Here is a 26,054-nt window from a genome sequence, read left to right as displayed (position 1 = left end):
AAGCGGTGCCACGCAATGAAGAACCGCGCTGGCTGCCCAGCGCGGTTCGTCGATTTCAAACCGGTGCCTAAGATCAGGCGTCTTCCGATGCCGCGCCACCGATATCGTCGAACAGTTCTGCGATCTCGAAATCGGCTGCTGCCTCGGCTTCGGCGGCCAGTTCCTGAATGGACTTGCCCGATGCCTGCAATTCGGCCTCTTCCGGCGAACGTGCCACGTTCAGAGTGACCTTCACGGTCACTTCCGGATGCAGCACGACCGAAACAGTGTGAAGCCCGAGATCCTTGATCGGACGATCGAGGACGACCTGCGAGCGGTTCACGGTGAAGCCCGCAGCCGTGGCAGCATCGGCCGCGTCACGTGTGGTGACAGAGCCGTACAATGCGCCGGCGTCAGAGGCAGAACGAATCACCACGAAGGCCTGACCGTCGAGCTTGGCGCCCACGGCTTCGGCTTCCTTCTTCGTCTCGAGGTTGTTGGCCTCAAGCTGGGCCTTCTTGGCCTCGAAGGATTTGATGTTCGCCTCGTTGGCGCGGAGCGCCTTGCCCTGTGGCAGGAGGAAGTTGCGGGCGTAGCCGTCCTTGACGTTAACGACTTCGCCCATCTGGCCAAGCTTGGCCACGCGCTGAAGGAGGATAACTTGCATGTTCGTCGCTCCTTACTTCACGGCGTAGGGGAGCAGGGCGAGGAAGCGGGCACGCTTGATCGCCTGCGCCAGTTCACGCTGCTTTTTCGCCGAAACGGCGGTAATGCGGGACGGGACGATCTTGCCACGCTCAGAGATGTAGCGCTGCAGCAGACGGACGTCCTTGTAGTCGATCGCAGGAGCATTGTCGCCCGAGAAGGGGCAGACCTTGCGACGGCGGAAAAACGGTTTGTTCGCCATGGTTTATGGTCCTTTCCTGGGCTTGATCAACGACGGAAGCCGCCACGGTCGCCCGTGCGTTCCGGACGGTCGCCAAAGCTGCGTTCGCGACGTTCGCCACCGCCAAAGCCGCCTTCGGAACGGTCGCCACGCTCACGGTCGTCGCGCTTTTGCATCTGGACCGAGGGGCCATCGCCGTGCTTTTCGACCTTGATGGTCAGCACGCGCATGACGTCGTCATGCAGGCGCATCAGGCGCTCCATCTCCTGAACGGCGGCCGACGGGGCGTCCGATTTCAGGAAGGCGTAATGGCCCTTGCGGTTCTTGTTAATCTTGTAGGCCATCGTCTTGACGCCCCAGTACTCCGACTCGACGACCTTGCCGCCGTTGTCCGCGAGAACCGTGGAGAAGTGTTCGATAAGGCCTTCGGCCTGCGCGTTGGAAAGGTCTTGGCGCGCGATGAAGACATGCTCGTAAAGAGCCATGTGCACTCCAGTTCTTACAGGGCGCATTTCATAGGGCGGGCGTTCGGCCTTTCCGCGGCCCGTCCACGAGAGGCTGCGCCGGTTCGTGTTTCATGCGGAAAGGATGCGGCCTTATACAGAAAGGGTGCGGGAGTGCAAGGGTGGGTGATGTGTCAGCGGGCCGAAGCGGGTAACCCGAACAGGTGATCGAAGACCAAGGTGAAGACGTAGGTATACAACAGGAATGCCACGATCAGCACGGCCTCGTAGACCAGCGCTTGCATGAGGGTGACAGAGAACCACCATGCGGTGAGCGGAATGAGCAACAGAACAAGACCGCCTTCGAACAGAAGGGCGTGGACGATGCGACGGGCGATGCCTCGCCCTTTGACGCTTTGGCGGCTTTCCCAGGCCTCGAATCCTGCGTTGAAAACGAGGTTCCAAAGCATCGCAACGCTTGAAGCGACTATGGAAAAGGCAAGGGAACTGCCTGTCGAAGCCCCGGACATAAGCAGCAGGATCGCGGTTGAGAACAGGACGCCGCCTGCCTCGAAGGTGGTGGCATAGGCGAGGCGGCGCAGGGCAGGGTGGACATGACGGGCCATGTGGGCGGATGTCGCATGGGGTGTTTCGCGCAGCAAGAGGCGACACGTCGCGCCGCCCCCTCTTGCCGCTGCGTCAGACCCGATAGGCAAGCCGCAGACCGCCCCAGTGGCGGCTATTGACGTAGATCGGGGCCGAGACATCCTTCATCAGCGCGAAAGTGCCGCCGCCCATGTCACGGCGATAGGATTGCAGGTAGAAGGGGCGGGTGCTGCGGCCCGCGCCAAGACCCACGCGATCAGCGAATATCCGTCGGTTGCGGCAATTCGCTGCGTTCCAAGAGGGGTCCCCCGGGCGCTGCGGCAGCGAGAACTTGCGGTTATGGGTTGGCAGATAGCCGTTCACATCCACGGCCGCGCAGAACACGACGTCGGTGGACAGTTGAAGAAGCGGTTCTTGCACAGCGGGAAGAACCCGGTCCGTCATGGCTGTGAAGGCGGCCAACATCTGCTGCGGATCGCTGCCTGGGATCGGACGATAGTCCTGATCGAACATGTCGCGCAGCGAGATGCGGCCTTCCGCGACCTCTGTGTCGAACAGGGCAGAGATCTGCGCGGCGGCTTCCTTGACCGCTTCGATGTAGGGCGTATCGACGGTCTCAACGCCCAGACGTGCGGTGGATGCGACGAGGCGTTCGCTTGCATCGACAAGGCCGGACAGGCTTGCCTTCGCGGCGGAAAGGCGACCCGCCGCCTGCGTGACCCCTGCGCCAATGCCATGGCATCCATCCTCGGTCGCGGTGACCTGGCTTGCGACGCTTTCGGTGCAGCGCGTGATCTCATCCTGTCGGTCGGCGATGGCGAGGACGGCAGTGTCGATCTCGGCCATGACGCGGGAGACATGGCCCGCCTCACGCCGGACCTTGCCCGCACTGTCGGCAGCGGCGCGGCCGGTATCTGCGATGGCCGTGATTTCCCGCGTAAGATCGGCGAGGTTGGCTTCGATCAGGCGCGTGGCATCCTGCGTACGGCCAGAGAGTTGTTTCACCTCCTGCGCGACCACCATGAAGCCTCTGCCTGCGGCGCCCGCGCGCGCGGCTTCGATAGAGGCGTTGAGGGCGAGAAGGTTGGTGGTCCGGGCGATTGCGTCGATGTCGCCCGCCGCGCGGGCGACTTTGCCCAGCGCCTGCGTCAGTGCCTCGATCCTTTCGCCGAAGAGGGCGACCTGATTGGCAAGAGTGGTGACATCGGAAAGTGCGGCGTCGATGCGGGTCTGCCCGGAGGCCACGGTCTGGCGGGCATCGACCGTTGCGCCGAGGGCTGTCCGGGCGGCATCGCGGATGGCGTCATTTCCGCGCGACAGTTCCTCCGAAAGGCCCCGAAGACCGCGCAGTGTCTCAACCTGGCTGTGCATCAGCTTGTCGACATCTTCGACTGCGCCAGAGACATCGGCAAGCGAAACGGAAAGAGTACCGACTTCCGCAGCAATCTCGCGGATGACACCGGTTTCTGCTTGGGTGTGCGAAGTTTCGGTCAAAGGGGCGATGGAGGTCGGAAGGGGGCCACGATCAGCGATCAGGGGCATTTCGTCAGGGGAAATGTCTTTCATGGTCACCTTGGATTGGGCTTGAGGAGCGGCGACCCGAGATGGGCGACCGTGCACAGTCTGTAACGACAGTAGACCCATTTGGTTTACCGACGGTTGAGCACTGTGCAGGAGATGTGCCAGTTTCTCCAACACCCGACGTCCCAGGCCCGTAGATTGCGCGAAGCCGTCGCTTTGGATAAGCGAGAGTGTAGGGGCCGTATGGCCGGGATTGTGAAGGAGGGGCGGGCCATGAGCCGTGCATTCGTGTTTCCGGGGCAGGGGGCGCAGACCATCGGGATGGGGCGGGCGCTGGCCGAGGTCTATCCGTCGGCGAAGGCTGTCTTCGACGAGGTCGACGAGGCGCTGGGAGAACGGCTTTCCGTCCTCATCTGGGAAGGCGATATTGCCGAACTCACTTTGACGCAGAATGCGCAGCCTGCGTTGATGGCAACCTCGATCGCGGCGCTGCGCGCGCTGGAGGCCGAGGGGATAACGGTTTCGTCCCATGCGGGGTTCGTGGCGGGGCATTCCCTGGGCGAGTATTCGGCGCTCTGCGCGGCGGGTTCGCTGAGCCTGTCGGATACGGCGCGACTCCTGCGCATCCGAGGGCGCGCCATGCAGGAGGCGGTTCCCGTAGGCGTGGGGGCCATGGCCGCGCTGCTGGGATTGGATTTCGAGGCGGCCGTGGCGGTGGCCGCCGAGGCCTCGCAGGGCGAGGTCTGTCAGGCCGCAAACGACAACGATCCCGCACAGGTCGTTGTGTCGGGCCATAGGGCGGCGGTGGAGCGGGCAGTGGAGATAGCCAAGGCCAAGGGGGCCAAGCGGGCGCTGCTGCTGCCCGTTAGCGCGCCCTTCCATTGCGCGCTGATGCAGCCCGCCGCACGGGTGATGGCCGAGGCGCTGGCCGCGGTGGTGGTGGAAAAGCCGGTCGTGCCGGTGGTGGTGAATGTGCGGGCCGAGGCGGTGACCGAACCTGACCGCATCCGCGATCTGCTGGTGGCACAGGTGACGGGATCGGTACGCTGGCGCGAGTCCGTTCTTTGGATGGAGGGCGCGGGCGTAACCGAGTTCTGGGAGATCGGCGCAGGGAAGGCCCTATCGGGGATGATCAAGCGGATCGTTTCGGGCGATGTTTCCTTGCGCGCGGTTGGCACTCCGGAGGATGTTCAGGCGGCCAGAGGATGAACAGGGAAGTAAGCGCAGCGTACCGCCGCAAGGCATTTGTCTCGCCCTTGCATTCGCTCCAGCTCTGGGATGGGGGCCTTAAGCCCCGGTTGCCGTAGGTCGACTCCCTCTGAGGAATTGTGAAAACGGCGGAAACGACATTCGGAAGGGCTTTGTCAGAGTTCCGGGAAGACCTTGGGGATAGTTTGGAAACGTCAGTTTCCAGCAGGTCGTGAGGAGTGTTTGAGCGGGCAGCATCGTTGAACACGCCCGGCTGTGTTCAGCGTGCCTCACGCTTTGGGGCAGCGGCTGTCCAGCTAATCGAACAATCGGCAAGTGATGGAGGAGGTTGCGCCCTTTCTGGCCATGGCATAGCGGAGCGGGTGGCGCGGAGGGCGGGATGCTGCTAGGAGGTCGCCCGGGATTTTCGCAAGGGAGCGGGCAATGTTCGATCTGACTGGAAAGGCGGCGCTGGTCACTGGCGCTTCGGGCGGGATCGGGGCCGAAGTCGCGCGTACGCTGCACAGGGCAGGGGCGACCGTCGGGCTTTCGGGGACAAGAGTGGAACCGTTGGAGGCTTTAGCGGCTGAACTTGGCGGGCGAGCGCATGTACTCCCCTGCAACCTGTCCGTCGCAGAGGACGTCGAAGGCTTGGTGAAACGCGCGACCGAAGCTATGGGATCAGTCGACATCCTTGTGAACAACGCAGGCATCACGCGTGATGGCCTTGTGATGCGGATGTCGGACGAGGATTGGGCCAGCGTCCTTGACGTCAACCTGACGGCGACCTTCCGCCTGTGCCGCGCAGCCGTTAGGGGCATGATGAAGGCGCGGTGGGGGCGTATCGTCAATATCGGTTCGGTCGTGGGTACCACCGGGAATGGGGGGCAGGTGAACTATTCGGCCGCCAAGGCCGGCCTGCTGGGCCTGTCGAAATCGCTTGCGGCAGAAGTGGCAAGCCGCGGCATCACGGTCAACGTCGTCGCGCCGGGCTTCATTGCCACGGCCATGACCGACAAGCTGAACGAAGAGCAGAAGGCCCGCATCCTGACAGCCGTCCCGGCTGGGCGGATGGGTGATCCAGCAGAGATCGCTGCGGCGGTTCTATACCTTTCCTCAGCCGAGGCCGCCTATGTCACGGGTGCCACCTTGCATGTGAACGGCGGGATGGACATGGTGTAGGTGGACGCCGTGCCCATGGCATGGAAAGCGTTTGCCTTGCGGGAACACCCTTGCTATAGGCGCGGCGAACGGACCGGGAGTTAATTCGGTCTACCCGTATGGTAAGCGGGGAAGATGCCCCTCCGGGCAGGGACAAGGAACGGGACGCGATCCCGCAACGTGAAAGAGGAAGTGACATGAGCGACATCGCCGCACGCGTGAAGAAGATCGTCGTCGAGCATCTGGGCGTCGAGGAGGACAAGGTGACCGAGAACGCCTCGTTTATCGACGATCTTGGTGCAGACTCGCTCGACACCGTGGAACTTGTCATGGCCTTCGAGGAAGAATTCGGGATCGAGATTCCTGATGACGCGGCCGAGACGATCCAGACCTTCGGCGATGCGGTGAAGTTCATCACGGAAGCCGCCTGAACCTTTCAGGAAGGCAGAAAAAGCGGAGCGGGCGCCCCTAACGGGTGCCCGTTTTGCATTGGAGCAACAAGGACGATCTTTGGTTGAGTGAATTTCTCGACTTTACATTGCTGACAGTTTTTATAGGGTTTGCGACATAAGTATTCCCCTATCGCGTAAAGAGCCGTGTCGCCTGAGAACCTGAACCAAGACAGGACCGAGGCAGAGCCCCCCCTGTATGACGTCATCACCCTTATGGGAGGTGGCAGCATCGTGCGTCTGGTGCATCGGGGAGAGGTTTATGTCCTCCGGGTAACGCGGATGGGAAAACTCATTCTGACGAAGTGAAGGGGCCGCTGTGATCGATTGTCACTGCGCGCCGCTTGCGACGGATGCATGCCGCTCTTTCTTGACACGATGCGCTTGTGTGCGAGCCTAAACGTACCCATGTCCCCCGCCATAACGGTTCGGTCCAGCCGTCCCATACCCATCCTCAGGCAAGGACAGCACCGCAATGAAGGGCGATCCCAAGGTTATTGACTATCTGAACGCGGCGTTGCGGTCAGAACGGACCGCAATCAGCTAGTACTGGCTGCACTTCCGGTTGCAGGAAGACTTGGGGTTCGGCCATCCTGCTGCGAAGTCGCGGGCCAAGAGTAACCAAAAGATGCACCATGCGGACAAACTCATCGCGCGGATCATCTTTCTGGAAGGGCATCCCAAGCCGCAAAAAAACGGGACCCTCTCCGTATCGGGCAGTCCCTGCGCGACACGCTGGAGGCGGACCTCGCCGCCGAGCACGGGGCGCGCACCGTCTATGTCGAGGCACGGCGGCATTGCGATTCGGTGCGCGGCTTCGTCACCCGAGCACTTTTCGACGAACTCATCGCAGATGAGGAGGGGCAAATCGATTTTCTCGAAACCCAGTTGGGCCTGTTTGACCGTCTCGGAGAAGAGAAATCCGGAATGCTAAATGGCAAACTTGCCGATCAGGCGGAGTAGGGCAGGAAACGATCCTTCGCTGGCCACGCCGAATTCTTGCGAAGTCGAAAGGGTGGAGTGGGGCGGGTGCTGGTCAAGTCGCCTGCCTTTTCCTATGGTCCGTGCCGGAAATGCGGGGGAAAGCATGGCAAGGCAAGTGCGGGTTCTCGTGACGGGCGCGGGTGCTCCCGGAGGCATCGGCTTTGCCTGCGCACGCGCACTGGCTTGTGAGGGGAGCAGTGTGGCTATCACTGCGACGACCGGGAGAATCCACCTGCGTTCGGCGGAACTGATCGCCGAGGGCTTCAAAGTGACCGCACATGTGGCCGACCTGTCGGAACCCGCCCAGGTGGCGCGATTGTTGGATGAAGTCGGGCCGGTTGATGTTCTCGTGAACAACGCTGGCATGGGGTCAGTCGGTTCTCCAGCCGAGCAGGTGCCCTTCCTTGATCTTGATCCCACTCAGTGGCGCAGGGCGATGGATGCTTCTCTGACCACGGCGGTGCTGGTGACACGGGCCTTCCTGCCCGGAATGGTGGCGCAGGGGCACGGCCGGGTCATCATGATGGCAAGCGTGACGGGTCCCTATGTTTCAAATCCCGGAGAAGCGGCCTATTCTGCGGCCAAGGCCGGGATGGTGGGGCTGACCCATGCACTGGCGCTTGAGGTCGCGGCGCGGGGCGTCACGGTCAATGCGGTGGCACCCGGCTGGGTGGCGACAGAGGCCTCTACACCCGAGGAGTTGCTGGCGGCAACCGCCACGCCCCCCGGTCGTGCGGGCAGGCCTGACGAGGTGGCGGCAGTGGTGGCCTTCCTCGCTTCGGACGCGGCCTCTTATGTGAACGGGGCGGTGATCGTGGTGGATGGCGGCAACATTCTGCAGGAGCGCAAGGCATGACGCCCGGTGCGCGTGTGGCGGCGGCCATCGACGTGATGGAGGCCGTTCTGGCAGGACGTCCTGCGGAGGTGGCGCTGGTGAACTGGGGGCGCGCCAATCGCTATGCGGGCTCGGGTGATCGCGCGGCGGTGCGGGATATCGTCTTTGACGTGCTGCGCTGCCGCCGTTCCTGCGCAGCACTTGGCGGGGGGGAAGGGGCCCGGTCTCTGGTATTGGGCTGGGCGCGCCGAAACGGGGCCGAGATGCTATTCGACGGACAGGGCTATGCACCAGCAGTGCCGGGCCCCGGGGAGGCAGGTCGGCAGCCTGAGGGGGCCGAGGCGATCGACTGTCCCGATTGGCTAGAGGCAAAATTGCGCGCCTCGCTGGGCGACGGGTTCGAGGCCGTAATGAACGCGATGCAGCGGCGCGCGCCGGTGTTCCTGCGGGTGAATACGGCGCGTGCGACCCGCGAACAGGCGGTGGCGGCGTTGGCCGACGACGGAATCGTGGCGCGCGCTCATCCCCTTGCCGACACAGCGTTGGAGGTGGTCGGGGGCGCGCGGAAGGTTCACTCCAGCCGATGTTATGTCACCGGGGTGGTGGAATTGCAGGACGCGGCAAGCCAAGCGGTCGTGGCAATGTTGCCCCTATCGGACGGGATGACGGTGTTGGACCTCTGTGCAGGAGGTGGGGGAAAGACCCTTGCAATGGCCGCGCGGGCGCGACTAAGCCTGTATGCCCACGATGCCGAGGCGCGGCGGATGGCAGACCTGCCGCTGCGGGCAGAACGCGCCGGGGTGCAGGTGCATTTGACCGCGCGCCCGGAGGAGACGGGCCCCTTTGATCTGGTCCTTGCCGATGTGCCCTGTTCCGGTTCGGGCAGTTGGCGTCGGGACCCCGAGGGGAAATGGGCGCTTACGCCCGCGCGGCTGCTGGCCTTGATGGAATTGCAGGCAGCAATAATGGACCGCGCGGCCTCCATGCTGCATGCGGGGGGGGCGCTTGCCTATGCTACCTGCTCTATGCTCGAAATCGAGAACGGTGCACAGATAGCGGCTTTCCTTACGCGGCATCCCGGCTGGACGCTTGAGGCAGAGCGACGCTTTACCCCCTTGGATGGGGGAGACGGCTTCTACGCGGCCATTCTGCGAAAATTGACCGTCTGAGGCGTCGAACCGCAGGCCGTTAGGAACTTGTTAAGGCCTTTATGTGCAATTGCCCGGAATGAGCGACGATCCTGCCCATCCCCCGGACTTGATCCCTGACCAGATCCATTCGTGGATGTGGACACAGGTCATGCTGGCCGCCTGTCTGGCCACGCTCGTGACGGTGGCGCTATTTGGGTTGCCTCTTTGGGGTGTCGTCACCGTCTTCTTTCTCGCCTTGTCAGGCGCGGCACTGGTTGCGGCCGTCTGGTCGACGGCACGACGCTTGAAAAGGCGGCAGATGGACAGATCTCAGGTCATTGACCGTGTGCCAGAGGCGCGGGTCATCGAAGGTTTGGCCGTTCCCATCATGACCTTCGCGTCGGACGGAAGGATCACCGCTGTGAATGCCGAAGCGCGGCTTCTTCTGGAACTCGGCGCGGATGATGTCGTGGAACCCGCGCAACTGTTCGTCGATCTGGGAAGACCCGTGCGAGACTGGATCAGCGATGTGGCGGCCGGGCGCCTGCCCGGTGGGTCCGAGATGCTGGGTTTGCGCGGACGGATGCATCTGAACGAGGCGGAGCGGTTCATGCGGATGACGCTCCGGCCGGATGGCCGCGGCGGTGTACTGGCCGTCCTGCAGGATTCGACCGCCTTGAAGCAACTCGAGGCACAATTCGTGCAGGGACAGAAGATGCAGGCGATTGGTCAGCTCGCCGGTGGCATTGCACATGATTTCAACAACTTGCTAACCGCGATCTCAGGCCATTGCGACCTGCTTCTGCTGCGACACCGCACCGAGGATCCGGACTACCCGGATCTGATCCAGATCCGGCAGAATGCGAACCGAGCTGCCGCCTTGGTCGCCCAACTCCTTGCCTTCTCGCGCAAACAGACCCTCAAGCCAGAGCGCATCGATGTGGGTGAGGCCTTGTCGGATCTGACACATCTTCTTAACCGGCTGCTGGGAGAGAAGGTCGGTCTTGATCTGGTGCCGTTGAACGAGGTCGCGGCAATCCGGGCTGATCGTCGTCAGGTGGAGCAGGTAATCATGAACCTCGTGGTGAACGCGCGGGACGCCATGCCTGACGGGGGGGTGGTCCAGATCGAGGCTCGGGTCATGCGGCTTGACGCGGAAATGAGCCGTGGCAAGGCTCTGGTTCCGCGCGGCGCTCATGTGGTGATCACCGTGCGCGACAGTGGCAAGGGCATTCCAGAAGAGTGGATCGACAAGATCTTCGAACCGTTCTTCACCACGAAACGTCAGGGTGAGGGAACCGGTCTCGGACTTTCCACCGTCTATGGCATCGTGAAGCAATCGGGCGGGTTCATCTTCGTCCAGTCAGAACTGGGGCAGGGGACGGAATTTGAATTGTGGTTCCCGCTCTGCCCTGTCGATGCGGCCGACTGTGCCCCGCCCGTGCAACGCAATCAGGCGCGCCGGGCCGAAGGCGTTGTCCTTCTGGTCGAGGATGAGGCCCCGGTGCGTGCCTTTGCTGCCCGTGCGCTGCGACTGCGGGGCCACTCGGTTCTTGAAGCGGCAAGTGCAGAGGAAGCTCTGGCCCACCTGAAAGACAACAGCCTGCAGGTGGACGTCTTCGTGACCGACGTGGTGATGCCCGGTCTGGATGGGCCGGGATGGGTGCTACAGGCGCTTGGTTCGCGCCCGGGAGTGCGCACCGTCTTCATTTCGGGCTATGCGGAAGAGGCGTTGTCGGACCTTCAGGCGCGTGTCCCGAATTCGGTCTTCCTTGCAAAGCCCTTCTCTCTCTCGCAATTGGCCGACACTGTGCAGGCGCAGATGGCTGCGTGACCCAGATAGCCGTCAACCGGTGATGGCAAACTTAACCCTGCGAACCGATCTCAGCTATCAGGGTGTGAGGCTTTCATAGAGTGCAAAGTCACGTGCAGCGGTGATTCTGAGGCGCGCCTCGGTCGCCGGGGCGAGGTGAAGGTCGGCCGTGGGTGAGACGTTCAGGCGCGGCAGGATGATTTCACAATCCAAACGGTCCTCGAGGAATTGGACAAAGGTTTCGATCTCTTCATAACGGAAAAGGTGATCGACACCCTTCTCCCCCTTTGGCTGCAGAAAGCGAGCCTGCGACCCGACAGCGGCGAAAGCCGGTTGCGGGTCGTCGCACCATGCATTCACGAAGGCATCGAATGTCATGCCACGTGTCGATTTCGCTGCCTCGGAAATGTCGTCGCGCTGGCGGTAGCGGAACCATGACCCCAGCCAGTCGCGCGGCTCGCGCATCAAGGCAACAACGGTGAATGGCCCGCCCGATGTCGTTTCCAAATAGGGCCCGATGAAACGATGGAACCTCTGCACCGGCGTGTGCTTCAGGACCGGTGGCCGCTGGATGGCCATGCTGGCCATCGATTCGAGCGCAGCCTCGATGGCGGTGGAGCCCGTCTTGGGCGTGGCGAGAATCGCCAGTCGCTGTTCCCAGAAAACCAACATGATGCACCTTTTCCTTGCACGCTTGCCTTCTACACAAGGCCCGCGCGCGACGTAAGGGCGTAAACTCTGCCTTAACCTTTGATCCTTAGGCTGATGATGTTCGATTTTGATTGATATGTTCTCTCTTTGTGCTCATAAGCGTGAGAACACTTGGGGAACACGCGCAACAATTGCCGCCCGGTCGCGGCTATGGAATAAGGAGACGGACATGGCGGTGGCGAACCTCCTCGACTTGAACGGGAAGCGCGAAATGGACAAACAGAAGGCGCTGGAAAGCGCTCTGGCACAGATCGAACGGCAGTTCGGTAAGGGTTCGATCATGAAACTGGGCAAGGACAGTCCGGTTCTGGAGATTGAGGCAACTTCGACCGGATCGCTGGGCCTGGATATCGCGCTGGGTATCGGTGGCCTGCCGAAGGGACGGATCATCGAAATCTTCGGGCCGGAGTCCTCGGGTAAGACAACACTCACCCTGCACGTCGTGGCAGAAGAGCAGAAGAAGGGCGGGGTCTGCGCCTTCGTCGATGCCGAGCACGCGCTTGACCCGCAATATGCCAAAAAGCTCGGCGTCAATCTGGACGAGCTGCTGATCAGCCAGCCCGACACGGGCGAACAAGCGCTGGAAATCGTCGACACGCTGGTGCGTTCGGGCGCGGTCAGCCTGATCGTGGTGGATTCTGTCGCCGCGCTGACGCCCAAGTCGGAAATCGAGGGCGACATGGGCGACATGCAGATGGGCAGCCAGGCCCGCCTTATGAGTCAGGCCATGCGCAAGCTGACCGCCAGCATCGGGCGCAGCAACTGCATGGTGATCTTCATCAACCAGATCCGCATGAAGATCGGCGTGATGTTCGGCAGCCCGGAAACCACGACAGGCGGCAATGCGTTGAAGTTCTATGCCAGCGTCAGGATGGATATCCGCCGCACGGGTTCGATCAAGGACAAGGATGAGGTCATCGGCAACTCCACCCGCGTCAAGGTGGTGAAGAATAAGGTCGCACCACCCTTCCGCGAGGTGGAATTCGACATCATGTATGGTGAGGGCATCTCCAAGCTGGGCGAGTTGATCGATATCGGCGTGAAAGCCGGGGTCGTGGAGAAATCGGGTGCATGGTACTCCTATGGGGATGAACGCATCGGCCAGGGTCGCGAAAATGCCAAGCTGTTTCTGAAGCAGAACCCGGGCCTTGCAGCTGAGATCGAGGACAAGATCCGCGCCGCCAACGGGCTTGATTTCACCTCGCCGGGTGGTGCTGCAGAGGATGATGTGTTGGACATGTGACATCTTGGACAGGATGAACGGAAAGGGGCCGGAACCGGTGGGTTCCGGCCATTTTTCTGCGTGACGGACCCCGGCTGCGGCTCTGGCTGTGGACAGGGAAGGATTGCGGGGCTAATTGGGTGCGCAAACGGGTTTTCCGCCTTTGAAAGGGCCAATCCAGCATGGCGTCGCTGAACGATATCCGATCGACCTTCCTCGACTTCTTTGCCCGCAATGGGCACCGGGTGGTGGAGTCTTCCCCCCTCGTGCCGCGGAATGATCCGACGCTGATGTTCGCCAATTCCGGGATGGTGCAGTTCAAGAACTGCTTCACTGGCGTGGAAACGCGGGACTACAAGCGGGCGACGACGGCGCAGAAATGCGTACGCGCGGGCGGCAAGCACAATGATCTGGACAATGTGGGCTATACTGCGCGGCACCATACCTTCTTTGAAATGCTGGGGAATTTCAGCTTTGGCGACTACTTCAAGGCCGAGGCGATTGCGTTTTCATGGGAACTGCTGACCAAGGACTTCGGGATCGATCCGAAGAAGCTCTGCGTTACCGTCTACCATACCGACGACGAGGCGGCAGGAATCTGGAAGAAGGTGGCGGGGCTGGAGGATCACCGGATCATCCGCATCCCGACGGATGACAACTTCTGGCGCATGGGGCCGACGGGGCCCTGCGGGCCGTGCACCGAGATTTTCTACGACCACGGCGACCATATCTGGGGTGGCCCTCCGGGTAGTGCGGATGAGGATGGGGACCGGTTCATCGAGATCTGGAACAACGTCTTCATGCAGAACGAGCAGTTCGCGGACGGCACCATGCGCCCGCTCGAGATGCAGTCGATCGATACCGGCATGGGGCTGGAGCGGATCGGGGCGCTGCTGCAGGGCAAGCATGACAACTATGATACCGACCTGATGCGGTCGCTGACCGAGGCGTCGGCCCATGCGACGAGTGCGGACCCTGATGGTCCGGGCAAGGTGAGCCATCGGGTGATCGCGGACCACCTGCGGTCGGTTTCCTTTCTGATCGCGGATGGCGTGATGCCATCGAACGAGGGGCGCGGTTACGTGCTGCGCCGGATCATGCGCCGCGCGATGCGGCATGCGCATATGCTGGGCGCGCAGGACCCCGTGATGCACAAGTTGGTGCCCGCGCTAGTGCGGCAGATGGGCGGGGCCTATCCGGAACTGTCCCGCGCGCAGGCCCTGATCGAGGAAACGCTGCGGCTTGAAGAGACGAAGTTCAAACAAACTCTTGATCGTGGATTGAAGCTCCTGGACGAGGAACTTGGACGCCTGCCCGAGGGGGCGGAACTGCCCGGCGGGGCGGCGTTCAAGCTATATGATACCTATGGCTTCCCACTGGACCTGACGCAGGATGCGCTGCGCGAGAAAGGCCGCGCGGTGGATGTACAGGGTTTCGAGGCCGCTATGGCCGAGCAGCGTGCTAAGGCGCGTGCTGCATGGTCAGGAACAGGCGAGGCGAAGGATGCCAAGATCTGGTTCGAATTGGCCGAGGCACATGGCGTGACGGAATTCCTTGGCTATGACACCGAAACGGCAGAGGGTGAGATCCTTGCTTTGGTGCGGGATGGTGCCGGGATCGGGTCGGTTGAGGCAGGATCTACAGTGCAGATCGTGGTCAATCAGACCCCATTCTATGGCGAGTCGGGCGGTCAGGTCGGTGATGCGGGCTGGGTGCGGACGGCCACGGGGCTGGCGCATGTGACGGACACGAAGAAGGCGGCGGGGGTGTTCATCCACGTGGCCGAGGTTGTGGAAGGCACGGTTATCAAGGGCCAGCCAGCCAAGCTGGAGGTGGAGCACAAGCGGCGCTCGGCGATCCGCGCCAACCATTCGGCGACGCACCTGCTGCACGAGGCGTTGCGTCGTGCGCTGGGGGATCACGTGGCACAGAAGGGTTCGCTGAATGCGCCCGACCGTCTCCGTTTCGATTTCAGCCATTCGACGGCACTCTCGGCTGTGGAACTGGCGCAGGTGGAGGCGGAGGTGAATGACTTCGTCCGCCAGAATTCGCCGGTGGATACGCGGATCATGACGCCGGATGACGCGCGGGCCTTGGGCGCACAGGCGCTTTTCGGCGAAAAGTATGGTGAGGAAGTGCGCGTCGTGTCGATGGGCCTGCTGGAAGGTTCGGGCAAGGGCGCGGATGGCAAGACCTATTCGCTGGAATTGTGCGGCGGGACGCATGTGAAGCGGACCGGGGATATCGGGGCTTTCGTCCTGCTGGGGGATTCGGCGTCGTCGGCGGGCGTGCGGCGGATTGAGGCGCTGACCGGGGCGGCGGCGCTGGAGCATCTGCGGGTGCAGGATGCGCGCCTTGCAGATGTGGCGTCGTTGTTGAAGACGCCTGTATTCGAGGTGGTGGACCGCGTGAAGGCGCTGGCGGAGGAACGCCGCGCGCTGCAGAACGAGGTCGCGCAACTGCGGCGCGAACTGGCGATGGGCGGCGGGGCCAAGGGTGGACCGGAGGCAAAGGACGTTGGTGGCGTGAAGTTCCTCGCTCAGGTTCTTACAGGTGTGTCGGGCAAAGACCTGCCCGCGCTGATCGACGAGTTGAAGGCGCGGCTGGGGTCGGGCGCGGTGCTGCTGATCGCGGATACAGGGGCAAAGCCTGCCGTGGCTGCGGGTGTGACGGCGGATCTGACCGGGCGCGTTTCGGCGGTGACCTTGGTGAAGGCGGCGGCCGAGGCGATGGGCGGCAAAGGCGGCGGTGGCCGTCCCGACATGGCGCAGGCGGGGGGCGCGGATATCGCGCTGGCCGAGGCGGCAATTGCAGCGGCGGAAGCCGTGATCGGGGGTTGAGGATGCCGACTGCTCTGTGGATCGCCCATGTGCAGGTGACCGACGCTGACGCCTATGGCGAATATGCCAAGGAGGCAGGGCCTGCCATTGCCGCGCATGGCGGGGTGTTTCTGGCCCGTGGCGGGAAATACGTGCAGCTAGAGGGGAATGACCGTGCGCGAAACGTCGTCGCGCGCTTTCCCAGCCTGCAGGCGGCGGTGGATTGCTACAACTCCCCTGCCTATCAGGCGGCGCTGGCCCATGCGAAGGGGGCAAGCGTGCGGGATCTGGTTGTCGTGGAAGAGGTCGAGTGACCTAGGCATGGCAGTTCTTTGCCTGTGGATAAATCGGCCCCTGCGGGGGCCGTTTTCATGCTATGCATTGAAAAAAGAATCCGAGGCGGAGCATGCGTGATTTTTTGACCAACCGGGGGTGCATCTAATGTGCCGCTGGGCTGCCTATGTGGGAGCGCCGATCTTTCTGGAAGAGATCGTCAGTCGCCCCGGCCATTCCCTGATCCATCAAAGCCATTGCGCAACACAGTGCCACACGGCGATCAATGCCGATGGTTTCGGCCTTGCATGGTATGGAGAAAGGCCGGAGCCGGGGCTGTATCGTGACGTGATGCCCGCGTGGTCCGACCCGAACCTTCGCAGCCTGACGGCGCAGGTGAAATCGGGGCTTTTCCTTGCGCATGTCCGAGCCTCTACAGGGACGGCGACAAGCCGGAACAACTGCCATCCCTTCGCGGTGGGGCGGTGGAGTTTCATGCATAACGGCCAGATTGGCGGCTATGAGGCCTTCCGCAGGGATGCCGATATGATGATCCGCGATGATCTTTATCCGCATCGCAAAGGCGCGACGGATAGCGAGGCCCTGTTCCTGATCGCGCTGGCGGAGGGGCTGGACGATGATCCGCAGGGCGCCATGGAACGGGCAGCGGCGCGGGTGATCGCCTTGGCGCGCGCGAAGGGATCGCTGCCGCATCTGCGGTTGACGGCGGCTCTTTCGGATGGGCAGCGGCTTTATGCCGTGCGCTATGCCACGGATGACCATGCGCCCACGCTTTACCATCGCTGGTCGGACAGGCGGCAGGGCAGGGCGGTGGTGAGCGAACCGCTGGAGCAGGACGAGGGCGACTGGATTGCGGTGCCGCCGGGGTCTTTCTGCGTTTTCGACGGCGCGACGGTCGAACAGTATCGCTTTGATCCGGAACGTCTTTCCCTCGCGGCGTGACGGTCCTTCTCACTTGCGGTTGAAAGGTTGGTTGACGCCCCCCATGTGGGCGTTAATCTTTGTTCTGTGGAACGTCGCGCCAGTTTCACACGTGTTTAGCCAGTGACCTGTTCCCAAGTGCCAAGTTTTTCTTGCCAAGGGAGTTCTCTGGCATGGCTGCACCTTTTCCAGACTGGAATGATTTGAGGGATATCCTGCTGATCAGCGATGCCGGAAGTTTGTCCGGCGCGGCGCGCATTGCCAAGATCAGCCAGTCCACCATGTCGCGCCGATTGGCGGCGATCGAGGAGAACGGGCATCCCCTTTTCTTGCGCGACGAAATGGGGCGGATGAGCCCCAATGCGCGGGGACAGGAACTGGTGGCCGCGGCGCGCGAGATGGCAGCCATATATGAACGGGTGAAAGCGCGGCTGAACGAGGCTGGGCCGCCCTTGCGGGTTGCCAGTTGCGAAATGATGGCGAGGCTGTTTCTTGGCCCGGCGCTGCCAGTCTGGTCGGCGAAGTCGGATTGCGCAGCGGAGTTGCAGGTATATGATGACGTCTATGCCCTTGATCCTGAAAGCTTTGATGTGACCGTGGCCCCCATGGCATCTGCCCCAGAGCGGAGCACGGGGCAGATGCTGGGGCGGTTGCAGATGGGGCTTTATGCGTCCCCCTCCTATGTGGCGGCGAACCGGATACGGGGGCGGCTGGAGTCGTTGCAGGGGCACGGGGTCATCCGCGCCTCGAAGGTCTTGGCCGAGGTGGAGAGCTATCGCTGGTTGGCGCGGCAGGGGGGGAATGTCTCCCTTCTGTCGCCAAATGTGCCGATCATGGCCGAGGCCTGTGCGAACGGTTTGGGGATCGCGCTTCTGCCTGCCGATCTGGCGGGGAATGATGCGCGGCTGCTGCCCATTGACGGGCCTGCGCCGCCGCCCTGCGATGTCTGGGCCGTGGCGGATGCGGCAGGGGCGACCGATCCCCGGATCGCGGGGTTCCTGAAATGGGCGCGCGGACATTTCCGCGCGACCAGAGGTGAAAGCCGTGGGGAACGCGCCGAGGTTTAGGAGGCGCGCGCCTGCCGCTTGCGTTCATGCGGGTCGAGGACGCGCTTGCGCAGGCGGATGATTTTCGGCGTGACTTCAACGAGTTCGTCATCGTCGATATAGGCGATGGCCTCTTCGAGGCTGAACTTGATGTGGGGCGTCAGGCGCACCGCCTCGTCCGTGCCGGAGGCGCGGACGTTGGTGAGTTTCTTGCCCTTGAGCGGGTTCACCTCAAGATCATTGTCGCGCGAGTGTTCGCCGATGATCATGCCCTCGTAGACATTTTCCTGCGGGCCGATGAACATGCGACCGCGTTCTTCGAGGTTCCAGAGCGCATAGGCGACCGAGACACCGTTTTCCATCGAGATCAGCACGCCCTGGCGGCGGCCTTGGATCGGGCCCTTGTGGGGAACCCAGCCGTGGAAGATGCGGTTCAGCACGCCCGTGCCGCGCGTGTCGGTCAGGAATTGGCCGTGATAGCCGATGAGGCCGCGGGAGGGAACATGGGCGATGATGCGGGTCTTGCCTGCGCCCGCGGGTTTCATCTCCACAAGGTCGCCCTTGCGTTCGCCGGTCAGCTTGTCGATCACGGCGCCGGAATATTCGTCATCGACGTCGACGATGACTTCCTCCACCGGCTCCATCCGCACGCCGTCCTCTTCCTTGAAGATGACGCGCGGGCGGGAAATCGAGAGTTCGAACCCTTCGCGGCGCATGTTTTCGATCAACACGCCCATCTGGAGTTCGCCGCGACCGGAAACCTCGAATGCCTCACCGCCGGGGGTGTCGGCGACCTTGATCGCCACATTGGTTTCCGCTTCCTTAAGAAGACGGTCCCGGATGACGCGGGATTGGACCTTGTTCCCGTCGCGGCCTGCAAGCGGGCTGTCGTTGATGCCGAAGGTGACGGTAATCGTAGGCGGATCAATGGGTTGCGCGGGAAGCGCGGTGTCGATTTCCAGCGCGCAGAGCGTGTCTGCCACGGTGGCCTTGGTCATGCCGGCAAGGGTGACGATGTCACCCGCAACCGCCTCGTCGATCGCGGTCTGGTTCAGGCCACGGAAGGCCAGAACCTTGGTCACGCGGAACTGTTCGATCCGCTCGCCCGTGCGGGACAGCGCTTTCAGCGTTTCGCCGACCCTCAGTTTGCCGGATTCGACGCGCCCCGTCAGGATGCGGCCGATGAAGGGGTCGGCTGAAAGGGTGGTGGCCAGCATCGAGAAGGGTTCGGACTGGCGGGCGATCTGTTTCGGCGCGGGCACGTGGCGGACGATCAGGTCGAAGAGCGCGGTGAGGTCCTTGCGGGGGCCATCGAGGCTTTCATCGGCCCAACCGGCGCGGCCGGAGGCGTAGAGATAGGGGAAGTCGAGTTGTTCGTCATTCGCCCCAAGATTGGCGAAAAGATCGAAGACTTCGTTAAGGGCGCGGTCGGGCTCGGCATCCGGCTTGTCGACCTTGTTCAGCACGACGATGGGGCGGAGGCCGAGGGCGAGGGCCTTGGAGGTGACGAATTTCGTCTGCGGCATCGGGCCTTCGGCGGCATCGACCAGCAGGACGACGCCGTCGACCATGTTCAGGATACGCTCCACCTCGCCACCGAAATCGGCGTGGCCGGGGGTGTCGACGATGTTGATGCGGGTTTCGCCATGTTCCACCGAGGTGCATTTCGCAAGGATGGTGATCCCGCGTTCGCGTTCGATGTCGTTGGAATCCATCGCCCTTTCGGAGACGGCCTGATTGTCGCGGAAGGAGCCGGACTGTTTCAGCAGCTCGTCGACGAGGGTGGTCTTGCCATGGTCGACATGCGCGATGATGGCGATGTTGCGAAGCTCCATCGGGGAGATCTCTTTCAATGCTTTTTCTGCGGTTGCGAGGGGCCATACAGGGTTTGCGCCTGCTTGGCTAGGGGATGCGGATCAGGTGGCGATATAGCGGTCGCGCCTGTGGTTTATGGCGATGACGAGGTTCACCACGGCGGCGCCGAGGAAGGACCAGGCGACGGTTGGCCAGGGGAGGAAGGTGAGGGCCGTGGCGAAGAGGGCGGCGTCGAAGATGAGTTGGGTGTGCCCGGCGCGGAAGCCTGTGCGGTCCTGCAGATAGAGGGCGAGGATGCCGATCCCCCCCAGCGAGGCACCGTGGCGGAAGATGGCAAGGAGGGCCGCGCCGGAGATGAAGCCGAAGAGGATGGCGCCGAAGGCGGGGTTCAGGGTGGCGAATTGCACCCAAGACGGCATCAGCGCCGAGAGGGTGGAGAGGGCTGCCACGGCGAGGAAGGTCTTGATCGTGAAGGTCAATCCCATGCGGCGATAGCCGAACCAGTAGAAGGGGATGTTGATGGCGAAGAAGACGGGCCCGAAGGGGATGCCAGTGGCGTAGGAGAGCAGCACGGCAAGGCCCGCGGTCTGCCCGGTTATCATGCCGAGTTGCGTGAGGATCGTGATGCCGAAGGCGGCCATGGTGGCCCCGAAGGCGAGGCCCTGCGCATCTTCGATCAGGGAATGGCTTTTTGGGTCGGTCATGGCGCGTCTGTAGCGGTGCGGTGGCCGGTGCGCCAGAGGGTCAGGCGGCGATGTAGCGGTCGCGGCGGTGGTTGATGGCGAGGAAGAGCGAATAGGTCGCGGCGCCGAGGAAGGACCAGAGCAGGGTGGCGGGGTCGAGGATCAGGGTGGCGGCGGAAAAAATAATGATGTCGACAGCGAGTTGGACGTAACCTGCGGGGATCTTGAACTTTTCCTGCAGGATCAGGGCGGGGATGGAGAAGCCGCCGAAGCTGCCGCCGTGGCGGACGACGGCAAGGGCGGCGATGCCGAAGAGGATGCCGAAGAGGATGGCGGCGAAGGCCGGTTCCATCGGGCCGAGGGTCATCCAGCGCGGCAGGATGTCGGTGAGGATCGACAGGGCGGCGGTGGTGATGAGCGTCTTGAGCGCGAAGCGGCGGCCGAGATACCACCAGCCGAGCGCGAGGAAGGGCAGGTTGATGGCGAAATATACATGCGAAAACGGGAGGTTGCCGGTATAGGCGATGAGGACGGCAAGGCCCGTCGTCTGGCCCGTGGCGAAGCCCATATGGGTGAGGATGTGGATGCCGAGCGCGGCCATGACGATGCCGAAGGCGATGCCTTGGACATCTTCGAGCAGGGAATGGCGGCGTGGATCGGTCATGAAAAGGGTCATAGCATGTGACCCTTTTAGGGTCAATATGGCTGACCTTGTTTCTGCCTTGGCTGGAAAGGGCAGGGGCCGGATCTGGCGATCCGGCCCCTGTTTTCGACTGTCCGTATCCTGTGCCGTAAACTGTACCGCAAACCGTCAGCACGCAGCGGGCTGTGTGGTGAGGGTCGGGTAATGATTGGTCAAGGAGAACCCGTCCCGGGTCAGGCCCGGGGCGGGTGTGTCTTCCCTCAGCCGGCCAGCGCCTTGTTGAGGTATTCGTCGACCTTCTCCAGATAGCCCATGGTGGTGAGCCATTTCTGATCGGGGCCGACGAGGAGGGCGAGGTCCTTGGTCATCCAGCCGTCTTCGACCGTCTGGACCGTCACCCGTTCCAGCGTGGTGGCGAAGGTCATCAGGGCGTCGTTGCCGTCGAGTTTCGCGCGGTGCTTCAGGCCACCAGTCCAGGCGTAGATCGAGGCGATGGAGTTGGTCGAGGTCTGCTTGCCCTTCTGGTGTTCGCGGAAGTGGCGGGTGACAGTCCCGTGGGCGGCCTCTGCCTCCACCACCTTGCCATCGGGGGTCATCAGGACGGAGGTCATCAGGCCCAGCGAGCCGAAGCCCTGCGCCACGGTGTCGGATTGCACGTCGCCATCGTAGTTCTTGCAGGCCCAGATATAGCCGCCGGACCATTTCAGCGCCGATGCCACCATGTCGTCGATCAGGCGGTGTTCGTAATGGATGCCTGCTGCCTTGAACCTGTCTTCGAATTCCTCGGCATAGACCTTGGCGAAGAGGTCCTTGAAGCGGCCGTCATAGGCCTTGAGGATGGTGTTCTTGGTGGAGAGGTAGACGGGCCAGCCCTTCATCAAGCCGTAGTTGAAGGAGGAGCGGGCGAAGTCGATGATCGAGTCGTCGAGGTTGTACATGCCCATGACGACGCCTGCGCCGGGGGCCTGGAACACTTCGCGTTCGATCACCTCGCCATCTTCGCCGACGAATTTCAGCGTGAGTTTGCCCTTGCCGGGGAAGCGGAAATCGGTGGCGCGGTATTGGTCGCCGAAGGCGTGGCGCCCGACGACGATGGGCTTGGTCCAGCCGGGGACGAGGCGGGGGACGTTCTTGCAGATGATCGGTTCGCGGAAGATCACGCCGCCGAGGATGTTGCGGATCGTCCCGTTGGGCGATTTCCACATCTGTTTCAGGCCGAATTCTTCCACCCGCGCCTCATCTGGGGTGATGGTGGCGCATTTCACGCCGACGCCGTGCTTCTGGATGGCGAGCGCGGAATCGACCGTGATCTGATCGTTGGTGCGGTCGCGTTCCTCGATCCCGAGGTCGTAGTAATGCAGGTCGATGTCGAGATAGGGGAGGATGAGTTTCTTCTTGATGAAGTCCCAGATGATGCGGGTCATCTCGTCGCCGTCGAGTTCGACGACGGGGTTTGCAACCTTGATCTTGGTCATGCGCCGCGCCCTTTCGGAAATGGATTCGATGCGGGCTGCATAGACCATACGGGCGGGTTTTGCAAAGGATTGTATGCAATGGCATACCGAAAGCGGCGATCGAGTGCCGGGCCGGGGCCGGATCAGGCGAAGAAGGGGCGGACCTTTTCGCGGACCCAAGCCCAGAGACGGGGCGCGCCGCGGTCGATCTTTGACCCCACGCGGGATTGGAGTTGATCGAAGGTGACGTCGTAGGTGATCCACGTGCCGCCGCCCGATTGCAGGTTGGCCATGACGGGCTGCACGCGGTCGAGGCTTTTGGCAAAGCGGGCGTCGGGGGTCTCGGCGGCCTCGAATTCGTCCCAGAGGGCGCGGAAGTTTTCGCGCAGGTCGGGCGGGAGGAGGCCGAAGATGCGGTCTGCGGCGCGCTGTTCCGCCGCCACGGTTTCGGGAGCGGCGTGGGCTGCGCCATTGGCGGAATGGATCGGGACGTCGCCCACGTCGATTTCCACGAGATCGTGCAGGAGGAGCATGCGGATGACGCGGTTGATGTCTACGCCGGGTTCGGCCTGATCGGCCAAGGTCAGGGCGTAGAGCGCCAGATGCCAGCTATGTTCGCCGGAATTTTCGGGCCGCGAGCCATCGCAGAGCGTGGTGGCGCGGACGACGGATTTGAGACGGTCAGCCTCGTTCAGGAAGGCGAACTGGGCGGCGAGGCGGTCTTCAGATAACATCAGTGGCCGCTATCGGCCCCGCGGGGCGCGGCGGGGGCGGTGCCGCCTTCGCGTTTCGCCTTGAGCGTCTGTTCGAGGAATTTGCGCCCCTTGCGTTCGGCGAGGATGACGCGGACGGCGGTCATGAAGGATTCCTGCGTGGTGGGAGAGGCGTCGAGCAGGACCTTCCCAACCTTGTCATGCAGGCGGTCGTCCCCGGTTTCGTCCATCGCCTCGACGACGTCCTTGGCGAGTTGTTCGGTCAGGTCCTGCAGGATGCCCATCAGCGGGACCCTTCCGTGAGGCGGCGGCGCACATATTCGGTGACCGTGTCGATCATCGGTTTCATATGGGCCTCTTCGTCCTTGAAGAAGTGGTCGGCGCCTTCGACTTCCTTGTGGGTGATGGTGATGCCCTTCTGTTCGTGCAGCTTGTTCACCAGTTGCTTGGTGTCCTTGGGCGGCGCGACGCGGTCGGCGGTGCCGTTGATGATGAGGCCCGAGGAGGGGCAGGGGGCGAGGAAGGAGAAGTCGTAGAGGTTCGCGGGCGGGGCGACCGAGATGAAGCCCGTGATCTCCGGGCGGCGCATCAGGAGTTGCATGCCGATCCATGCGCCGAACGAAAAGCCCGCGACCCAGCAGTGTTTCGCGTTCTGGTTCATCGACTGGAGGTAGTCGAGCGCCGAGGCCGCGTCGGAGAGTTCGCCGATGCCCTGATCGTATTCGCCCTGCGACCGGCCCACGCCGCGGAAGTTGAAGCGCAGGACGGTGAAGCCCAGATTGTAGAAGGCGTAATGGAGGTTGTAGACCACCTTGTTGTTCATCGTGCCGCCATATTGCGGATGTGGATGCAGCACGATGGCGATGGGGGCGTCACGGTCCTTCTGGGGATGGTAGCGGCCTTCGAGACGGCCCTCGGGGCCTGCGAAAATCACTTCGGGCATTGCGTGTTGCGCCTGTCTTTCCTTGAGCGATTGTTGACGACTTCGCTCGGACAATTTAGAACGGTTCCAAACGCGGCCTTTGGGGCCACGCTGCGGGGTCGGTCAGGACGTAATGGGCCGTAAACCCCGCGTCAATGTTTTTGGAGGCGGTGGGGCATGAAACTCTCGACCAAGGGACGCTATGCGATGGTGGCGCTGGCCGATCTGGCGCTGGCGAAAGGGGAGGATCTGGTGTCGCTGGCCGAGGTGGCGAAGCGGCAGGATATCAGCCTGCCCTATCTGGAGCAGTTGTTCGTGAAGCTGCGCCGGGCGGGTCTGGTGGAGGCGGTGCGCGGGCCCGGGGGCGGGTATCGGCTGGCGAAGTCGCCCGATGCGATCCGGGTTTCGGATGTGCTGGAGGCGGTGGAGGAGACGGTGGATGCGCTGCATACCGGGGCAGGGGCCTCGGGCGGGGTATCGGGGACACGGGCGCAGAGCCTGACCAACCGGCTGTGGGAGGGGTTGAGCGCGCATGTCTATGTGTTCCTGCACCAGACGCGGCTGTCGGATGTGATCCGCAACCAGATGACGCCTTGCCCCGCCGTTCCGGCGCTGTTCCGGGTGGTGGATGAGGATGCGTGAGGGGGTGGCGATTTTTCTGCGAAAAATCGGGGGGGCTGTCTGCCCCCCGCGCCGCCTGCGGCGACGCTCCCCCCGAGGATATTTGGGAACGGCTGAAGGGGCGGGGCGGTGAGGGCGCGGGTCTATCTGGACTGGAACGCGACGGCGCCTTTGCGGGATGAGGCGCGGGCGGCGATGATCGCGGCGATGGATGTGGTGGGGAACCCGTCCTCGGTTCATGCCGAGGGGCGGGCGGCGCGGGCCCTGGTGGAGCGCGCGCGGGCGCAGGTGGCGGCGGCGGTGGGGTGCAAGCCTGCGGAGGTGGTGTTCACCTCGGGCGCGACGGAGGCGGCGGCGGTGCTGGGGCGGTTGCCGGTGGATGCGGTGAAGGTGGACCCGACGGCGCATGACTGCCTTTGGGCGCAGCGGCGCGAGGGCGTGGGGCGCAGGGCGCTGGGATGGGGCTATGCCAATAACGAGACGGGGGTGATTGCCGAGCCCCCGGCGCGGGAGTCGGGCGTGCCGCTGATGCTGGATATCGTGCAGGCGGTGGGGAAGGTGCCGTTTTCCTTTGCCTGGAGCGGGGCGGAGATGGCGGTGGTGTCGGCGCACAAGTTCGGCGGGCCGAAGGGGGTTGGCGCGCTGATCCTGCGGGACGGATTCGAGATCGCGCCTGCGCTGACGGGCGGCGGGCAGGAGATGGGGCGGCGCGCGGGTACGGAGAATGTCATCGGCATCGCCGGGATGGGGGCGGCGGCGGAGGCGGCGCAGCGCGATCTGGAAGCCGGGGTCTGGGAAAGGGTTGCGGAACTTAGAAATATTCTAGAAACCGCATTGTCCTTGGGCGCTAACAATACTATTTCCGTCGGGAATGGGGCGGCGCGTCTGCCCAATACCCTTTGCCTGATCGCCCCCGGCTGGAAGGGGGAGACGCAGGTGATGGCGATGGACCTTGCGGGCTTTGCCGTTTCGGCGGGGTCCGCCTGTTCCTCGGGCAAGGTGAAGGCGAGCCGCGTGTTGCGGGCGATGGGGTTCGACGAGGCGCAGGCCGCGCAGGCGATCCGCATCTCTCTGGGGCCCGGGGTGACGAAGGACGATGTGTTGCGTTTCGCCGATATCTGGTGCGCGCAATACGCCAAGGCCCTGAGCCGGGCCGCATGAGAGTTTGAAGACGGGGTGCCTTGCGCCCTAGCCG

26 protein-coding genes and 2 pseudogenes are annotated in these 26,054 nt (G+C 63.1%); 15 read left to right on the top strand and 13 right to left on the bottom strand.

Features of this window, described 5'->3' with window-relative positions; translation table 11 throughout:
- Window positions 1–73: 73 nt before the first annotated feature.
- The 5 genes from rplI to TabM4_RS09835 all read right to left on the bottom strand — a co-directional run bounded on the left by rplI (window position 74) and on the right by TabM4_RS09835 (window position 3,480).
- Window positions 74–646 carry a 50S ribosomal protein L9 gene (rplI, locus tag TabM4_RS09855; protein WP_434621842.1) on the bottom strand — a complete coding sequence of 191 codons (573 nt, stop codon included), beginning with the start codon at window positions 644–646 and terminating at the stop codon, window positions 74–76.
- Between the two features lie 12 nt (window positions 647–658).
- A complete protein-coding gene (gene rpsR / locus TabM4_RS09850; protein WP_023666208.1) occupies window positions 659–886 on the bottom strand; it encodes a 30S ribosomal protein S18 in 228 nt (75 codons plus the stop codon).
- Between the two features lie 26 nt (window positions 887–912).
- Window positions 913–1,350: a 30S ribosomal protein S6 gene (gene rpsF / locus TabM4_RS09845; RefSeq protein WP_434621840.1), complete on the bottom strand. Its 438-nt coding sequence runs from the start codon at window positions 1,348–1,350 to the stop codon at window positions 913–915.
- 152 nt (window positions 1,351–1,502) lie between these two features.
- Window positions 1,503–1,934, bottom strand: a complete 432-nt coding sequence (locus TabM4_RS09840; protein WP_434621838.1) for a PACE efflux transporter — start codon at window positions 1,932–1,934, stop codon at window positions 1,503–1,505.
- A 73-nt stretch (window positions 1,935–2,007) separates the two neighbouring features.
- Window positions 2,008–3,480, bottom strand: a complete 1,473-nt coding sequence (locus TabM4_RS09835; RefSeq protein ID WP_434621836.1) for a methyl-accepting chemotaxis protein — start codon at window positions 3,478–3,480, stop codon at window positions 2,008–2,010.
- Between the two features lie 228 nt (window positions 3,481–3,708).
- On the opposite strand from TabM4_RS09835, the gene fabD reads away from it, so the two are divergent.
- From fabD to TabM4_RS09795, 8 genes and pseudogenes are all read left to right on the top strand, one after another.
- The gene (gene fabD / locus TabM4_RS09830) at window positions 3,709–4,644 is read left to right on the top strand and encodes an ACP S-malonyltransferase (protein ID WP_434621834.1); all 936 of its coding nucleotides are present in this window, start codon (window positions 3,709–3,711) and stop codon (window positions 4,642–4,644) included.
- A gap of 423 nt (window positions 4,645–5,067) precedes the next feature.
- A complete protein-coding gene (gene fabG, locus TabM4_RS09825) occupies window positions 5,068–5,805 on the top strand; it encodes a 3-oxoacyl-[acyl-carrier-protein] reductase (RefSeq protein WP_434621832.1) in 738 nt (245 codons plus the stop codon).
- A gap of 176 nt (window positions 5,806–5,981) precedes the next feature.
- A complete protein-coding gene (locus TabM4_RS09820) occupies window positions 5,982–6,215 on the top strand; it encodes an acyl carrier protein (RefSeq protein WP_434621830.1) in 234 nt (77 codons plus the stop codon).
- A gap of 165 nt (window positions 6,216–6,380) precedes the next feature.
- Window positions 6,381–6,542 carry a hemin uptake protein HemP gene (gene hemP / locus TabM4_RS09815; RefSeq protein WP_434621828.1) on the top strand — a complete coding sequence of 54 codons (162 nt, stop codon included), beginning with the start codon at window positions 6,381–6,383 and terminating at the stop codon, window positions 6,540–6,542.
- Window positions 6,543–6,708: 166 nt separating this feature from the next.
- Window positions 6,709–7,196 (top strand): annotated as a pseudogene (gene bfr / locus TabM4_RS09810) (bacterioferritin).
- The gene (locus TabM4_RS09805) at window positions 7,168–8,073 is read left to right on the top strand and encodes an SDR family NAD(P)-dependent oxidoreductase (protein WP_434621826.1); all 906 of its coding nucleotides are present in this window, start codon (window positions 7,168–7,170) and stop codon (window positions 8,071–8,073) included. The pseudogene bfr and the gene TabM4_RS09805 overlap by 29 nt, the downstream one beginning before the upstream one ends.
- Window positions 8,070–9,221, top strand: a complete 1,152-nt coding sequence (locus TabM4_RS09800; RefSeq protein ID WP_434621824.1) for an RsmB/NOP family class I SAM-dependent RNA methyltransferase — start codon at window positions 8,070–8,072, stop codon at window positions 9,219–9,221. The genes TabM4_RS09805 and TabM4_RS09800 overlap by 4 nt, the downstream gene beginning before the upstream one ends.
- Before the next feature lie 328 nt (window positions 9,222–9,549).
- Window positions 9,550–11,016: pseudogene (locus tag TabM4_RS09795) on the top strand (ATP-binding response regulator); the annotation flags it as partial.
- 57 nt (window positions 11,017–11,073) lie between these two features.
- Here the strand turns inward: TabM4_RS09795 and TabM4_RS09790 are convergent.
- Entirely contained in the window at window positions 11,074–11,667 is a 594-nt protein-coding gene (locus TabM4_RS09790; RefSeq protein WP_434621822.1) for a hypothetical protein, read from the bottom strand.
- A gap of 208 nt (window positions 11,668–11,875) precedes the next feature.
- Between TabM4_RS09790 and recA the strand changes: the two genes are divergently transcribed.
- The 5 genes from recA to TabM4_RS09765 all read left to right on the top strand — a co-directional run bounded on the left by recA (window position 11,876) and on the right by TabM4_RS09765 (window position 18,029).
- The gene (gene recA, locus TabM4_RS09785; protein ID WP_434621820.1) at window positions 11,876–12,949 is read left to right on the top strand and encodes a recombinase RecA; all 1,074 of its coding nucleotides are present in this window, start codon (window positions 11,876–11,878) and stop codon (window positions 12,947–12,949) included.
- A 161-nt stretch (window positions 12,950–13,110) separates the two neighbouring features.
- Entirely contained in the window at window positions 13,111–15,768 is a 2,658-nt protein-coding gene (gene alaS / locus TabM4_RS09780) for an alanine--tRNA ligase (protein ID WP_434621818.1), read from the top strand.
- A gap of 2 nt (window positions 15,769–15,770) precedes the next feature.
- A complete protein-coding gene (locus tag TabM4_RS09775; protein ID WP_434621816.1) occupies window positions 15,771–16,061 on the top strand; it encodes a DUF1330 domain-containing protein in 291 nt (96 codons plus the stop codon).
- 127 nt (window positions 16,062–16,188) lie between these two features.
- Window positions 16,189–16,983 (top strand): class II glutamine amidotransferase, encoded by a 795-nt coding sequence (locus tag TabM4_RS09770; RefSeq protein WP_434621814.1) that lies wholly within the window; start codon window positions 16,189–16,191, stop codon window positions 16,981–16,983.
- Between the two features lie 152 nt (window positions 16,984–17,135).
- Window positions 17,136–18,029 carry a LysR family transcriptional regulator gene (locus TabM4_RS09765; RefSeq protein ID WP_434621812.1) on the top strand — a complete coding sequence of 298 codons (894 nt, stop codon included), beginning with the start codon at window positions 17,136–17,138 and terminating at the stop codon, window positions 18,027–18,029.
- Here TabM4_RS09765 and typA read toward each other — a convergent pair.
- The 7 genes from typA to TabM4_RS09730 form a co-directional block, all read right to left on the bottom strand.
- Window positions 18,026–19,843, bottom strand: a complete 1,818-nt coding sequence (gene typA, locus TabM4_RS09760; protein WP_434621810.1) for a translational GTPase TypA — start codon at window positions 19,841–19,843, stop codon at window positions 18,026–18,028. The two genes, TabM4_RS09765 and typA, sit on opposite strands and share 4 nt — an antisense overlap.
- An 81-nt stretch (window positions 19,844–19,924) precedes the next feature.
- Complete coding sequence (locus tag TabM4_RS09755; RefSeq protein ID WP_434621808.1) at window positions 19,925–20,527, bottom strand: YitT family protein; 603 nt, start codon at window positions 20,525–20,527, stop codon at window positions 19,925–19,927.
- Between the two features lie 40 nt (window positions 20,528–20,567).
- Window positions 20,568–21,170 (bottom strand): YitT family protein, encoded by a 603-nt coding sequence (locus TabM4_RS09750; protein WP_434621805.1) that lies wholly within the window; start codon window positions 21,168–21,170, stop codon window positions 20,568–20,570.
- Between the two features lie 239 nt (window positions 21,171–21,409).
- Window positions 21,410–22,624 (bottom strand): NADP-dependent isocitrate dehydrogenase, encoded by a 1,215-nt coding sequence (locus TabM4_RS09745; protein ID WP_434621802.1) that lies wholly within the window; start codon window positions 22,622–22,624, stop codon window positions 21,410–21,412.
- 122 nt (window positions 22,625–22,746) lie between these two features.
- Window positions 22,747–23,337 (bottom strand): HD domain-containing protein, encoded by a 591-nt coding sequence (locus TabM4_RS09740; RefSeq protein WP_434621799.1) that lies wholly within the window; start codon window positions 23,335–23,337, stop codon window positions 22,747–22,749.
- A complete protein-coding gene (locus TabM4_RS09735) occupies window positions 23,337–23,600 on the bottom strand; it encodes a hypothetical protein (RefSeq protein ID WP_434621796.1) in 264 nt (87 codons plus the stop codon). The genes TabM4_RS09740 and TabM4_RS09735 overlap by 1 nt, the downstream gene beginning before the upstream one ends.
- Window positions 23,600–24,259, bottom strand: coding sequence for an alpha/beta hydrolase (locus tag TabM4_RS09730; protein ID WP_434621793.1), 660 nt, complete (start codon window positions 24,257–24,259; stop codon window positions 23,600–23,602). Before TabM4_RS09730 ends, TabM4_RS09735 begins: the two co-directional genes overlap by 1 nt.
- 156 nt (window positions 24,260–24,415) lie before the next feature.
- On the opposite strand from TabM4_RS09730, the gene TabM4_RS09725 reads away from it, so the two are divergent.
- Together TabM4_RS09725 and TabM4_RS09720 are read left to right on the top strand one after the other, a co-directional pair.
- Window positions 24,416–24,880 (top strand): Rrf2 family transcriptional regulator, encoded by a 465-nt coding sequence (locus tag TabM4_RS09725; RefSeq protein WP_434621790.1) that lies wholly within the window; start codon window positions 24,416–24,418, stop codon window positions 24,878–24,880.
- A gap of 108 nt (window positions 24,881–24,988) precedes the next feature.
- Complete coding sequence (locus TabM4_RS09720) at window positions 24,989–26,020, top strand: cysteine desulfurase family protein (protein ID WP_434621787.1); 1,032 nt, start codon at window positions 24,989–24,991, stop codon at window positions 26,018–26,020.
- Window positions 26,021–26,054 lie beyond the last annotated feature (34 nt).

The organism is Tabrizicola sp. M-4, assembly GCF_051132405.1.
Taxonomy (GTDB): Bacteria; Pseudomonadota; Alphaproteobacteria; order Rhodobacterales; family Rhodobacteraceae; genus Paragemmobacter.
This window is presented reverse-complemented; position numbering and strand designations above follow the sequence as displayed.

Bases quoted from the DNA above. Each gene is read 5' to 3' on its own strand.
- rplI (WP_434621842.1), bottom strand. From the start codon at position 646: ATGCAAGTTATCCTCCTTCAGCGCGTGGCCAAGCTTGGCCAGATGGGC.
- rpsR (WP_023666208.1), bottom strand. From the start codon at position 886: ATGGCGAACAAACCGTTTTTCCGCCGTCGCAAGGTCTGCCCCTTCTCG.
- rpsF (WP_434621840.1), bottom strand. From the start codon at position 1,350: ATGGCTCTTTACGAGCATGTCTTCATCGCGCGCCAAGACCTTTCCAAC.
- TabM4_RS09840 (WP_434621838.1), bottom strand. From the start codon at position 1,934: ATGGCCCGTCATGTCCACCCTGCCCTGCGCCGCCTCGCCTATGCCACC.
- TabM4_RS09835 (WP_434621836.1), bottom strand. From the start codon at position 3,480: ATGAAAGACATTTCCCCTGACGAAATGCCCCTGATCGCTGATCGTGGC.
- fabD (WP_434621834.1), top strand. From the start codon at position 3,709: ATGAGCCGTGCATTCGTGTTTCCGGGGCAGGGGGCGCAGACCATCGGG.
- fabG (WP_434621832.1), top strand. From the start codon at position 5,068: ATGTTCGATCTGACTGGAAAGGCGGCGCTGGTCACTGGCGCTTCGGGC.
- TabM4_RS09820 (WP_434621830.1), top strand. From the start codon at position 5,982: ATGAGCGACATCGCCGCACGCGTGAAGAAGATCGTCGTCGAGCATCTG.
- TabM4_RS09805 (WP_434621826.1), top strand. From the start codon at position 7,168: ATGGCAAACTTGCCGATCAGGCGGAGTAGGGCAGGAAACGATCCTTCG.
- TabM4_RS09800 (WP_434621824.1), top strand. From the start codon at position 8,070: ATGACGCCCGGTGCGCGTGTGGCGGCGGCCATCGACGTGATGGAGGCC.
- TabM4_RS09790 (WP_434621822.1), bottom strand. From the start codon at position 11,667: ATGTTGGTTTTCTGGGAACAGCGACTGGCGATTCTCGCCACGCCCAAG.
- recA (WP_434621820.1), top strand. From the start codon at position 11,876: ATGGCGGTGGCGAACCTCCTCGACTTGAACGGGAAGCGCGAAATGGAC.
- alaS (WP_434621818.1), top strand. From the start codon at position 13,111: ATGGCGTCGCTGAACGATATCCGATCGACCTTCCTCGACTTCTTTGCC.
- TabM4_RS09775 (WP_434621816.1), top strand. From the start codon at position 15,771: ATGCCGACTGCTCTGTGGATCGCCCATGTGCAGGTGACCGACGCTGAC.
- TabM4_RS09770 (WP_434621814.1), top strand. From the start codon at position 16,189: ATGTGCCGCTGGGCTGCCTATGTGGGAGCGCCGATCTTTCTGGAAGAG.
- TabM4_RS09765 (WP_434621812.1), top strand. From the start codon at position 17,136: ATGGCTGCACCTTTTCCAGACTGGAATGATTTGAGGGATATCCTGCTG.
- typA (WP_434621810.1), bottom strand. From the start codon at position 19,843: ATGGAGCTTCGCAACATCGCCATCATCGCGCATGTCGACCATGGCAAG.
- TabM4_RS09755 (WP_434621808.1), bottom strand. From the start codon at position 20,527: ATGACCGACCCAAAAAGCCATTCCCTGATCGAAGATGCGCAGGGCCTC.
- TabM4_RS09750 (WP_434621805.1), bottom strand. From the start codon at position 21,170: ATGACCGATCCACGCCGCCATTCCCTGCTCGAAGATGTCCAAGGCATC.
- TabM4_RS09745 (WP_434621802.1), bottom strand. From the start codon at position 22,624: ATGACCAAGATCAAGGTTGCAAACCCCGTCGTCGAACTCGACGGCGAC.
- TabM4_RS09740 (WP_434621799.1), bottom strand. From the start codon at position 23,337: ATGTTATCTGAAGACCGCCTCGCCGCCCAGTTCGCCTTCCTGAACGAG.
- TabM4_RS09735 (WP_434621796.1), bottom strand. From the start codon at position 23,600: ATGGGCATCCTGCAGGACCTGACCGAACAACTCGCCAAGGACGTCGTC.
- TabM4_RS09730 (WP_434621793.1), bottom strand. From the start codon at position 24,259: ATGCCCGAAGTGATTTTCGCAGGCCCCGAGGGCCGTCTCGAAGGCCGC.
- TabM4_RS09725 (WP_434621790.1), top strand. From the start codon at position 24,416: ATGAAACTCTCGACCAAGGGACGCTATGCGATGGTGGCGCTGGCCGAT.